This window comes from Streptomyces sp. ISL-66, from assembly GCF_018614135.1.
Taxonomy (GTDB): domain Bacteria; phylum Actinomycetota; class Actinomycetes; order Streptomycetales; family Streptomycetaceae; genus Streptomyces.
In genome coordinates, this window is sequence record NZ_JAGGOW010000164.1 from 1 (window position 1) to 11,322 (window position 11,322).

The 11,322-nt window shown below is 70.8% G+C and carries 10 protein-coding genes; 6 read left to right on the forward strand and 4 right to left on the reverse strand.

The genetic code is table 11. From position 1 onward, the window contains the following. Positions 1-1,677 (reverse strand): AMP-binding protein (locus J7E97_RS29340; protein WP_215033608.1); only part of this gene is annotated, 1,677 nt, incomplete at its 3' end. Between the two features lie 385 nt (positions 1,678-2,062). On the opposite strand from J7E97_RS29340, the gene J7E97_RS29345 reads away from it, so the two are divergent. From J7E97_RS29345 to J7E97_RS29360, 4 genes are all read left to right on the forward strand, one after another. Further along, the gene (locus J7E97_RS29345) at positions 2,063-3,037 is read left to right on the forward strand and encodes a chlorinating enzyme (RefSeq protein WP_215033610.1); all 975 of its coding nucleotides are present in this window, start codon (positions 2,063-2,065) and stop codon (positions 3,035-3,037) included. 58 nt (positions 3,038-3,095) lie between these two features. Then, complete coding sequence (locus J7E97_RS29350; protein ID WP_215033612.1) at positions 3,096-3,323, forward strand: acyl carrier protein; 228 nt, start codon at positions 3,096-3,098, stop codon at positions 3,321-3,323. A gap of 110 nt (positions 3,324-3,433) precedes the next feature. After that, positions 3,434-4,729, forward strand: coding sequence for an aminotransferase class I/II-fold pyridoxal phosphate-dependent enzyme (locus tag J7E97_RS29355; RefSeq protein WP_215033614.1), 1,296 nt, complete (start codon positions 3,434-3,436; stop codon positions 4,727-4,729). Next, positions 4,719-5,612 carry an alpha/beta fold hydrolase gene (locus J7E97_RS29360; RefSeq protein WP_215033616.1) on the forward strand — a complete coding sequence of 298 codons (894 nt, stop codon included), beginning with the start codon at positions 4,719-4,721 and terminating at the stop codon, positions 5,610-5,612. The genes J7E97_RS29355 and J7E97_RS29360 overlap by 11 nt, the downstream gene beginning before the upstream one ends. Positions 5,613-5,696: 84 nt before the next feature. On the opposite strand, the gene J7E97_RS29365 is transcribed toward J7E97_RS29360, so the two are convergent. Next, on the reverse strand, positions 5,697-6,197 hold the full coding sequence (locus J7E97_RS29365) for an Lrp/AsnC family transcriptional regulator (protein WP_215033618.1): 501 nt from the start codon (positions 6,195-6,197) through the stop codon (positions 5,697-5,699). A gap of 113 nt (positions 6,198-6,310) precedes the next feature. Between J7E97_RS29365 and J7E97_RS29370 the strand changes: the two genes are divergently transcribed. Then, complete coding sequence (locus J7E97_RS29370; protein WP_215033620.1) at positions 6,311-7,093, forward strand: thioesterase II family protein; 783 nt, start codon at positions 6,311-6,313, stop codon at positions 7,091-7,093. Further along, on the forward strand, positions 7,090-8,088 hold the full coding sequence (locus J7E97_RS29375) for a DMT family transporter (protein WP_215033622.1): 999 nt from the start codon (positions 7,090-7,092) through the stop codon (positions 8,086-8,088). The genes J7E97_RS29370 and J7E97_RS29375 overlap by 4 nt, the downstream gene beginning before the upstream one ends. An 89-nt stretch (positions 8,089-8,177) precedes the next feature. Here J7E97_RS29375 and J7E97_RS29380 read toward each other — a convergent pair whose 3' ends face one another. Both J7E97_RS29380 and J7E97_RS29385 read right to left on the reverse strand, forming a co-directional pair. Continuing rightward, positions 8,178-9,545 carry a cation:proton antiporter gene (locus J7E97_RS29380; protein ID WP_215033624.1) on the reverse strand — a complete coding sequence of 456 codons (1,368 nt, stop codon included), beginning with the start codon at positions 9,543-9,545 and terminating at the stop codon, positions 8,178-8,180. A gap of 18 nt (positions 9,546-9,563) precedes the next feature. Then, positions 9,564-11,156 carry an amino acid adenylation domain-containing protein gene (locus tag J7E97_RS29385; protein WP_215033625.1) on the reverse strand — a complete coding sequence of 531 codons (1,593 nt, stop codon included), beginning with the start codon at positions 11,154-11,156 and terminating at the stop codon, positions 9,564-9,566. Positions 11,157-11,322: the final 166 nt, after the last annotated feature.

Sequence of the window (11,322 nt, forward strand, 5' to 3'; positions counted from 1 at the left end):
GGCGGCCGCCGGCGGGCCCGGGGCCGCCTCGGCCAGGCCGCCCTCCGTGAGCAGGGCCGCGGTCTGCTGACGCTGCTTCTTGCCCGAACTGGTCTTGGGCAGCGTCCCCTTGCGCACGATCGTCACGTCCAGGACGGGGATCCCGAACCGCTCCCGCACCGCCGAGGCCACCTGCTCGGAGATGCCCTCCGGCGGCGGATAGCTCTTCGCCTCCGCCACGATCCGCACCGCCTCGCTGTCCCGGTGGCGCACCGCCACGGCGACCGAGCCGCCGGGACGGATCCCGGGGACCGCCTCGGCCACCTGCTCGATGTCGTGCGCCTGGTGGTTGCGGCCGTTGACGATGACGAGGTCCTTGATCCGGCCGGTGACGTAGAGGTCACCGCCGGACACGAAGCCCAGGTCACCGGTGTACAGCCAGCCCTCCCGCCAGGTCTGCGCGGTCGGCTGGGGGGCGGCGTAGTACCCGAACGACATGTGCTCGCTGCGGATCGCGATCTCGCCCACGTGCCCCTCGGGCCGGGGGGTCCCGTCCTCGGCCAGGATCCGCAGCTCGGTGCCGGCCAGCGGGCGGCCGTTGGACGCCAGCTCGACCGAGCCGGCCTCGCCGGATCCGGCCGGGACCGCCCGGCGTTCGGCCGCCAGCTTCCGCGCGTCGACCGTCAGGGTGGTGAACCGCCCCGCCGGGGCGACGGTCACCGCGAGGGTGACCTCCGCCATGCCGTAGCAGGGCCGCAGCGCCTCGCTTCGGAAACCGCTGGGCGCGAAGGCCGCGGCGAACTGCTTCAGGGTCCCGGGCGATACGGGCTCGGCGCCGCAGCCCGCGATCCGCCAGGCGGACAGGTCGAGCGCCTCCAGCGAGGCGGCGGGGGCCTTGGCCGCCTTGGCCGCGAGCAGTCCGTACGCGAAGTTCGGCGAGAAGGAGATGGTCCCGCGGACCTCGCTCATGAGCCGTACGAAGGCCAGCGGGTCGCGGACGAAGCTCATCGAGGGCAGGTACCAGGCGCTGGTCTGGCTGAGCAGCGGGACGAAGATCTTCCCGATCAGCCCCATGTCGTGGTGGAAGGGCAGCCAGGACACGCCGCGGTCGGTCTCGGGGTCCACCGCCAGCGCGTCGGACAGGGCCCGTACGTGGGCCAGCAGCCGGCCGTGTTCGATGGCGACGCCCTTGGGGCTGCCGGTGCTGCCGCTGGTGTACTGGATCAGGGCGAGGTCCTCGGGCGAGGGCGAGCCCACCGGGGGGCCGGCCTCGGCGCTCTCCAGGGCCTGGAAGGCGAACACCGGGCACGGGAGCGCGGACTCCGCGAGGAAGTCCGAGAACATGCCGCCGGTGAGGCAGAGGGCCGCGCCGGCCGCGCCGCAGATCTCGCGCAGTCCCGCGTGGTAGGCGTCGCCGTGGTGGGTGAGGGAGGGCGGGGCGGCCGGGACGACCACCAGGCCCGCGCGCAGCGCCGAGACGAGCGAGAGGACGAACTCCCGGGCGTCGGCCATGACCATGACGACGCGGTCCCCGCGGCTCACCCCCAGGGAGGACCAGCGCGCGCAGAGGTCCCCGGTGACGTCCCGGAGCGCCGCGTAGGAGACGGGCGGGTCCTGCGCGTCCCCGAGGAAATTCAGTGCGCGATCTTGCCGGTCCCAGGACGCGAAGACTTCCGCGAAGGTCGAGCTTTCGGCCAACGAAATTCACCACCCGAGATTGAATGCCGTGAGAACTGTACGGAGATCGCCCGTGGGGATCGACTGACGGGATCACCCGTGGAGATCGGCTGCGGAAATCGCCTGCGTGGAATGCGGGGATCTCGTTCCCGATCCGGCATCGCAATGGCCGGTCCAGCATCGGCGGCCTCTCGACAGTCTGTCAACCCATCAGAAACCAGCCGTCCGAGGCATGTTGGCGGCGGAAAAGGTCGTTCCGAGATCGGCTGCGAGCACGCTCGTGGGGCGCCGAGGACCAAGCGAGGACGGTGCGAGGACAGCGCCGATGAAGATGATCCCGGAAGGCACCACAAAGTCCCTTGATTCGCTCGTTGATTCCGGGATGTTGAAAGGACGAGGCTTCACGATGACCGAAATTCAGATTGGTCCCTCAGGGTCCGGCGCCGCGATCGCAGACAATGCGGTGGTCCCCGAGGACATCAAGGGTGACATCGATCAGTTCATGCGGGACGGCTTCATCGGACCGATCAAGCTGTACGAACCCGACGAGGCCGCGGAGATCCTCCGCGAGGTGCGCGTAAAGAACCAGGACACGACGCACTCGGTGTTCCAGAACAGCATGAACTACGACCGCCACCTGGACATCCCGGAGCTGTCGTCGCACGTCACGCACCCCACGATCCTCAAGTACCTCAACGCGATCCTCGGCCCCGACGTCCTGTCGTGGCGCACCGAGTTCTTCGCCAAGTTCCCGGGCTCGCGCGGCACCGAGTGGCACCAGGTCCGCGACTACAGCTACGCGACCGGCGTGCCCCAGCTGCTGCCGACGGAGTCGGACTGGAACGCGTACGTCGACATCACCGTCTGGACGACCTTCACCCCGGCGACCAAGGAGACGGGCTGCATGCGCTTCGTCCGCGGGTCGCACCGGGACCGCATCTTCGACGAGAGCAAGACGCCGTCCCGCGGGCGCGAGGAGCAGTACGGCAGCGACCACGTGACGACCTTCACCCAGGACACGGGCTTCTACGGCTACGACTTCTCCGACTTCGCCATCGACCCGAACTGGGAGCCGCGTCCCGAGGACGTGGTGGACGTGGAGATGGTGCCGGGCGAGGCCCTCATCTTCACCGCCTCCTGCGTGCACGGCTCGCTGCCGAACATCACGGAGCGCGACACCCGTTTCGCCATCACGTCCCGGTACGTGCCGACGCACGTGCGCGTGTACCCGAACCAGGACTCGTACAAGGCGCACGGCCAGGAGTTCGACCTGAAGAACTACGGCGCCGTCGTGGTCTCCGGCGAGGACACCTACGGGCACAACCGCCTGCGCACGACCAACGCCCACGGCCAGACCTTCAAGGTCAAGAACACCCACTGATACGCCTGTGTCCGGCCCGGGTCACGGGCCGGCGGAGGGAAGAGAAGAGAGGCACAGCGTGACGCAGCAGACGATCGGCAAGATCTGGGCCGAGGCCCTGAACCTGTCCGACATCGCCGAGGACGACGACTTCTTCGCGCTCGGCGGCCACTCGCTGATCATGGCGAAGATCCAGGTGGCGATCACCCGCGAGCTCGGCGTCGAGATCCCCATGGACGAGCTCTTCCGGCACTCCACGGTGAAGGGCATCTCCCGCCACATCGAGTCGCGGCTCGCCGTTTCCTGACGCCCCGCACGGGGCGCGGGCGGCGGGTCCGCCCGCACGCGCGGGGGGAGCGCCGGTCACCCCGGGGCTCCCCCCGCGCGCGGCCCCCTCACTACGGAAGGACCAAGCCGGTGGAACTCTCCCTCCGAGGCGCGAAGATGGGCGGCTTGTCGGGCATCCGCAGCATCATGGAGGACATCGCCCTCGCCTCCGCCGATCCGTCGGACGGGCGGGGCGGGCGGGACGGGCGGGGCGGGCGGCAGTGGCTCAACCTCAGTCCGGGCAACCCGGCGGCCATCCCGGAGGTCACCGAGACCTGGCGGCGGCTCCAGCAGGAGGCGATGGACCACGGCTTCGCCGAGTCCAGCGGCCGCTACGGCCCCTCGCGCGGCACCGACGGCCTGGTCGACGCGATCGTCCGCTACTTCAACTCCCGCTACGGCTGGGCCATCGGACCGGAGAACGTCCTGGTCGGCGCGGGCTGCCAGATGCTCGCCTTCATGGCGACCACCGTCTTCACCGGACCGTACGGGGACGGCCACCGGCGCCTGGTGCTGCCGTCCGTCCCGGACTACACCGGCTACCAGGGGCTCAGCCTGGACCAGGGCGGGATCGTCGGCGTCGACCCGGGCATCGAGCTCGAGGAGGGCCGGTACTTCCGGTACGCCTTCGACCTGGAAGCGGTCCGCCGGCAGGACTCGATGGGCATGATGCTGCTCTCCAGCCCGGGGAACCCGACCGGCCGGAGCATCGGCGCGCGGGACCTGGCCGGGCTGATCGCCATCGCCGAGGAACGGGACGTACCGCTGGTACTGGACCACGCGTACGGGGAGCCGTTCCCCGGGGTCGCGCAGACCTCGGTGGACCCGCCCCTGCATCCGCGGGTGATCAACCTGTTCACCCTGTCCAAGGCCGGGCTGCCCGGCGAGCGGCTCGGTTTCGCCGTCGGCCCGCCGGACGCGATCGATGCGATGCTGTCCTTCACCGCCAACTCCCACTTGCACGCACCGCAGTTGATCCAGGCGACGGCTGCCCTGGCCCTGAACGGCGGCCACCTGGACACCCTGACCTCCGAGGTCATCCGGCCCTACTACCGACGCCGGCGCCAGGTCGCCGAGAAGCTGCTGCACGAGATCCTGCCCGAGTCGGTCGACTGGCGGCTGCACTCCACCGAGGGCGGGATGTTCGCCTGGCTGTGGATCGACCACGACTGGTTCGACGACCTCGCCGTGTACGAGGCGCTCAAGCGCAGACGCGTGTTCATCGTGCCCGGACGGCACTTCTTCGTCCGGCCCTTCGACAGCCCGTTCCTGGCCCGGCACGCCACCCGGTGCATCCGGCTCAGCCTGAGCCCGGACGAGTCGGTCATCGCGGAGGGCATCGGGCGGCTCGCGGAGGCGCTGGAGGAGATCCGCGATGCGCACTGAGCGGATCCGCAGCGGCGCGGCCACGCTGAACGTGGGCGTGGGCGTGGGCGTGGCCGGGACCGCTTTCGGCTCCGGTACCGGTTCCGGTCCCGGGGACGGCGCGCCGGCCGCCGCCACCGTGCTGTTCGTCAACGCGGTGGGCATGGAGAACGTGCTCCTCGACGGGATCGCGGAGCGGTTCCGCGCCGCGGGCCTGAACCTGGTCACCTGGGAGCTGCGCGGCAGCCCCGGCCCGTCGGACACCCGCGAGGTCACCCTGGGCGACCACGTCGCCGACGGCGTGGCGGTCCTTGACGGCCTCGGCATCGAGAAGGCCCACGTGGCCGGCTGGTGCACCGGCGCGTCCGTCGCGCTCTTCCTGGCCCGGGAGCTGGGGGAGCGCGCGCTGTCCTTCAGCTCGGTGGACGGCGCGTACCTCTTCGACGGGGTGCCCGGTGCCCGGCTGGGCAACGCCGTGTTCGACATGTGCGCGCAGGTGGCGGCGGACGTCGGCCAGGCCGGCCTCTACCACGAGGCGATGCGGCCCCGGGGCAACGAGGGAACCACCCTGGGCGTCGAGGACCCGGAGCTGGTCGGCATGCTGACCCTGCCGTACCGCCAAGACGTCGAGGAGCTCATCCGCTTCGCGTACGGGATCCGGGCGACCACCACCGGCTACGCCCCCGCGGAGGCCTGCGCGAGCCTGACGCTGCCGGCGCTGTTCCTGGCCCGGCGCGACGACGAGATGGTCGGCCACCGCAATTCGGCGCGGGCCGCGGAACTGGTCCCGGGCGCCGAGCTCGCCGTGGCCGAGACGGGCGGCCACTACGCCCTGTTCACCGGTCCGGAGCCGGTGGAGGCGATGTCGGCGTTCATGCTCGGGTCACGGGTCCCCGCGCTCTAGCGCCGTGCACCTTCCCGGCCGCGGCACGGGGCGGGCGAACGGGCCCTGTCCGGCTGATCAGGCCCGTCTCGTCCGGTCACCGCACTAGCTCCACGGCGTGGGCGGCCGGCGCCGCTCGGTGGGTTCCAGGATCTCCACCGGGCGGCGGCGCAGGTGCTCGTAGACGAGCGAGGCGTGCAGGTCGGCCACGGACGGGTACTGCGCGATGCGGTCGAGGACGAAGTCCTCCAGGTGCTGCGGATCCTGAACGGCGACCAGCACCTGGAAGTCGTTGCTGCCCGACACGACGAAGACGTCCAGCACCTCCGGCAGGCTCAGCGCGAACTCCCGGAAGGACTCGACGGCGTCGCGGCTCTTGGGATGGATCCGCACCGCGATCATCGCCTTCAGGCCGCGCCCCATGGCGTCCAGGTTCACCTCGGCGGAATACCCGAGGATCACCTCGCTCTCCTGCAGGCCCCGCACCCGCTCCAGACAGGTCGAGTCGGCGACCCCGAGGGTCCGTGCGAGCTCCCGGTTCGAGCGGCGCGCATTCTTCTGAAGCTCAAGCAGCAGACTGCGGTTGACCTCATCGAAATTCGGCATAACTCGCATGCTACCGAAGGTGTTTCGGACTTGTTGCAGACAATCAGAATTACCTGCCAAGCTCGGTCTACCAGGCCATGAGCACGCAGGCACACGGACTTCCGAGGAGAAGCATGGCCACGCAGAGCATCAAAACTCCCTGGCTGCCGTTCGGCACCGGCGAAGGAGCCGACCTGCGCCTGTTGTGCCTTCCGCACTCGGGCGCCGGGGCCTCCGCCTACCGCGCCTGGGGGACCGGACTGCCGGACTGGATCGGCCTCGCCCCAGTACAGCCCCCGGGACGCGAGACCCGCCGCACGGAGACCCCGCTGGACGAGGTGGGCCCGCTCGCCGCCGCGCTGGCCGAGGACGTCGCCGCGGCCGTCGACGGCCCGTACGCCGTCTTCGGACACAGCACCGGCGCGATCTGCGCCTTCGAACTGTGCCGGTCCCTGCGCCGGCTCGGCGCCCCGCTGCCCGTGCACCTCTTCGTGGCCGGCCGCCGCGCCCCCCAGATCGAGGAACGCACCACGGGGCTGCGGGACATGAACCTCGACGAACTGGCCGAGGTGCTGCGCCACCACGGCGGCACCCCCGACTGGGTGCTCTCCAGCCGGGAGATGCTCGCCATGATCCATCCGCTGCTCATCGCCGACTTCGCGGTCAGCGAGGAGTACCGCTACACGGCCGAGGCCCCGCTCGACATCCCGGTCACGGCCTTCGCCGCCACCAGCGACCCCCGGGCCACGGTCGCCCAACTGGCCGCCTGGGAAGCCCAGTCCACTCGCGAGTTCACCCTGCACGAGCTGGCCGGGGACCACTTCGCCGTCATGGAGTGCGCGCCCGAGGTGCACGCCCTCATCGCCAAGGCACTCGACACCGGAACCGGAACACGAACGAATGTGATGCCGACATGAAGTCCAAAGCCATCGGGGCCTACGGCTGGCTCCTGTTCACCATGATGCTCTGGGGCAGCGCCTTCCCCTCGTCGAAGTTCGCGGTCGGGCAGGTGCCCCACGGGGTCGCGGCCTTCTTCCGCTTCGGCGGCGGCGCGGTGGTGCTGTTGATCATCACGTTCTTCATGCGCCCGCAGCGCGCCCCGCGGCTGAAGGACATCGCGGGCGCGTGCGTGGCCGGACTCGTGGGCGTCTTCGGCTACAACGCGCTGTTCTTCTGGGGCGTCACGATGGCCCCCGCGAGCGACGGCAGCGTGATCTTCCCCGCGCTCACCCCCGTCATCACCACGGTGGTGCTCATCTTGACCCGCAAGGAGTCGGCCCGGCCGGTACGGATCATCGGCCTGGTCCTCGGCGTCGGCGGAGCCGCCCTGTTCTTCGTCACCACGATGGCGGACGGCGGCGACGGGTCGAACCGGTTGCTGGGCGACACGATCTTCCTGATCGGGGCCGCGGTGTGGTCCACGTACACCCTGCTCAACCGCAAGGTGCTGGGCGGGATGGACCCCGTACAGGCCGTCACCTACTCGACCGTCGCCGGCTCCATCGCGCTGGGCGCGATGGCCGCCCCCGAGTTCTCCAGCGTGGAGTGGGGTTCGCTCTCCACCGGCTTCTGGGTCAATGCCGTCTACCTCGCGATCGGTCCCACCGCGATCGCCTACCTGCTGTTCGTCCGCGGCATCCGGGACGTGGGCGCCTCCAGCGCCGCCGCGATGATGTTCGCCGTCCCCGTCTTCGGGACCATCTTCGCCTTCATCGCCCTCGGCGAGTCCTTCACGCTGGCCCAGGCCGGCGCCGCGGTGGTCATGCTGGGCGGCGCCTTCCTCGCCGTCATCAGCGGACAGCGGCCGGCAGCCGAGGAACCAGCGGCCGAGGCGGGGAGCGAACCGGCGGGGTCCGAGCCGGCGGGGTCCGAACCAGAGGGTTCCGAACCCGCCGACGTGGTGACGCGCTAGCGGCGTCACCCCCACAGACGCGGTGCGCCTTGTGCACTTCCCCCGTCACAAGGCGCACCGCCTTTTCCCTTCATCCGGCCGGCCCGCGGTCAGGAGGCCTCGTCCTGGGAGACCAGGTCCCGGCTGCCCTGGCCCGTGCTCGGGCCGGCATCCGCGCGCGTACGGGAGGCCGGGAGCGGCGGCGCCACCGTACGTCCGGACTTCGGGTGGAACCGCTCGAGCAGCGGCCCGGTCATGATGGTGGTCACCACCGCCATCACCACCATCGCGGTGAACATCCTGCTGTCCAGGACCCCGAGTGCCAGTCCCACGTTGAGGATGACGAGTTCGGTGAGCCCGCGGGCGTTGAGCAGGACGCCGAGGGTCATCGCCTCCCGTCCCGTCGCTCCGGTCAGCCGGGCGGCCCCCGCGGCGCCCACGAACTTGCCGACGCAGGCCACCGTGATGACGGCCGCGAGGATGACCAGCCCTTGCCAGCCGAGACCGGCGAGGTCCACGGAGAGCCCGGTGACGATGAAGAAGACCGGCAGCAGGAACAGGCTGGTCTGCTCGATCCGTTCGGGCACCTCGGGCGCCGTCTCGTCGATCCGCCGCCGCGGTACGACCGCACCGAAGGCGAACGCGCCGAACACGGAGTGCAGGCCGATCGCCTCCGTCGCCCAGGCGCACAGCAGCAGACCCACGACCAGCACGGCATGCACGGCCGTGCTGCCGGCCCACCTCCGCTCGGGCGCGAGCAGCCAGACCAGGCCCGGGCGCACGATCAGCATGAGGCCGATGACGAAGGCCAGCGACCAGAGGGCCATCCGCGCGAGCGGCCACGGCCCGGTGGCGTTCGCCAGGGCGACCACCACGGCGAGCACGGTCCACGCGAGGAAGTCCTGGATGGCCGCGCAGGCGATGGCCATGGCACCGAGGCGGTCCTTCTGCAGGCCGCGTTCGCTGATGATCCGGGCGAGGACGGGGAAGGCCGTGATGGACATCGCCGCCCCCAGGAAGAGGGCGGGCACCAGCAGCCCGTCCGTCTTCATCTGCGACCGGAGGAACCAGGGCTGACAGACCCAGGCCAGCCCCGCCCCCAGGGCGAAGGGGAGGGCGACCGAGCTCAGCGAGACGGTCGTCACCTGCCGGCCGTGGCCGCGCAGGTGGGAACCGTCGAACTGGTAGCCCACTCCGAACATGAAGAGCACGAGACCGAGTTGGGCGAGGATCTGGAGGTACGGCTTCACTTCGGCGGGGAAGAACAGACCGACCAGGTCCCCGGGGAGCAGCCCCAGCACGCTGGGCCCCAGGGCGATGCCGGCGACTATCTCGCCGACGACCACGGGCTGCCGTACGCGTTGTGCGAGCCGGGCGAAGACATAGGCCGCGGCGACGATCAGCGCGAGCGCGCCGAGGATGCTGCCGGTCACGGACGACGCGGATCCGGCCGCGAGCGTGTGCAGGGGTAAGGACATCGCATGGGTGTGCATAGCTCACGCAGCTCCAGGTCGGACCGCACCGGCGGAGCCGGCCGCGAGACCGGCGGCCAGTGCCTTGCGGTCGATCTTGCCGTTCGGATTCAGGGGGAAGGCCGACACCTCGACGAACTCCTGCGGCACCATGTTCCGCGGCAGCTCAGCGAGCAGGTCGCCGCGGAGCGTGCGCTCCACGACATGCGCTCCGGCCGGGATGACCAGGGCGACGAGCCGGGCGTCGCCCTCGTCCGACGGGACGGGGACGACCACGACGTCGCGGACGTCCGGGTGGCGGCGCACCGCGTGCTCGACGTCGCCGAGGTCGATCCGCATCCCGCGGATCTTGACCTGGTGGTCGATCCGGCCGACGACGACCAGCTCGCCCGAGGGGGTGGCGTAGCCCTGGTCGCCGGTGCGGTAGAAGCGACGCTCGGCGCCGTCCCGCCCGGCGGTCACGAACCGGGCCTGGTGGACGGGGTCGGAGTTGAGGTATCCGGCGCCGACGCTGATGCCCGAGACGCAGATCTCGCCCACTTCACCGTCCGGGACCTCCGCGAGGTCCTCGTCGAGGATCCGGATCTCGGTGTTGTACACGGGCGGCCCGACGGGCATCGGGCCGTTCGCGTACGCCGCGTAGTCCGTCATGCGGTGCGAGGAGGCGACGTCCGTGCACTCGGCGACGCCGTACTGGTGCAGCAGCACGGTGCTGTTGCCCTCGCGCGTGGCCCAGTCGGCGACCCGGGCGGCCGACATCGGCTCGCCGCCGATGAAGACGTAGTGCAGGGCGGCCAGGCGGTCCTGGTCGGTCTCGGTCTCCCGCTCGACGAGCAGGTACAGCGTGCTCGGTGCGCAGTGCAGCGTGCGGACCCCGAGCTCGCCGATGAGCCGGTGGGCGAGGCCGGTGTCGAAGCTGCGGCTGGGCAGCAGGTGGAGCGGGGCGCCCGTGAAGAGCGGGGTCATGAGGCTGCGCTGGCTGATGTCGAAGCCGAAGGAGCTGACCAGCATGTTGCTGGAGCGGTGGTCCAGGGCGTACTCGATCCGGAGCCAGTTGAGCAGGTTGAACCAGCCCTCGTGGCGGACCGCGGTCGCCTTCGGGGTGCCGGTGGAGCCCGAGGTGAACACCACGTAGCAGAGGTCGTCGTTGCGGAGCTCCACCGACGGGTTCGTGTCGGGGAGGGCCTCCAGTGCGTGCACCGGATCGTCGACGTCGACGGCGTCCGCCTGCGCCCCCTCCACCAGCGGGAGGGTGTCCGCGGTCGCCGCCACCAGCTTCATCCCGGGTAGCTGGGCGATCATCAGCCGCAGCCGCTCGGGCGGGTAGGTGGGGTCCAGCGGGACGTACGCCGCGCCGGACTTCAGGACGCCCAGGATGACGCTGACGAGCTCGGGCGTCCGGTCGACGCAGACGCCCACGATCGACCCGACGCCTATGCCGCGGTCCGCCAGGTGGTGCGCGAACCGGTTGGCCCGCGCGTTGAGCTCGCCGTAGGTGAGCCGCCGGTCGCCGCAGGTCAGGGCGAGGCGCTCGGGATGCAGCCGCGCGTGCTCCTCGAAGACCCGGTGCGCGATCCGCTCGTCGGGCAGGGGAACCCTGGTACCGAGCAAAGCCATGTGATCGTTCCCTCTCAAATCTCGGTGTGTGTGCGGTTGGTGGCGTTGAGGATGGCGGTGGTGGTGGCTGTGGCGGGGTCGGTGTGGAGGGCGGCGCCGTGTGCGGTGCCGGTGGGGGTGGTGAGGTGGGTGTAAGGCGGCGGACGGCCGTCGGGCAGGAGGGGGG

Coding starts and splice junctions, on each gene's coding strand:
- J7E97_RS29345 (WP_215033610.1), top strand. CDS start 2,063: ATGACCGAAATTCAGATTGGTCCCTCAGGGTCCGGCGCCGCGATCGCA.
- J7E97_RS29360 (WP_215033616.1), top strand. CDS start 4,719: ATGCGCACTGAGCGGATCCGCAGCGGCGCGGCCACGCTGAACGTGGGC.
- J7E97_RS29365 (WP_215033618.1), bottom strand. CDS start 6,197: ATGCCGAATTTCGATGAGGTCAACCGCAGTCTGCTGCTTGAGCTTCAG.
- J7E97_RS29370 (WP_215033620.1), top strand. CDS start 6,311: ATGGCCACGCAGAGCATCAAAACTCCCTGGCTGCCGTTCGGCACCGGC.
- J7E97_RS29375 (WP_215033622.1), top strand. CDS start 7,090: ATGAAGTCCAAAGCCATCGGGGCCTACGGCTGGCTCCTGTTCACCATG.
- J7E97_RS29380 (WP_215033624.1), bottom strand. CDS start 9,545: ATGTCCTTACCCCTGCACACGCTCGCGGCCGGATCCGCGTCGTCCGTG.
- J7E97_RS29385 (WP_215033625.1), bottom strand. CDS start 11,156: ATGGCTTTGCTCGGTACCAGGGTTCCCCTGCCCGACGAGCGGATCGCG.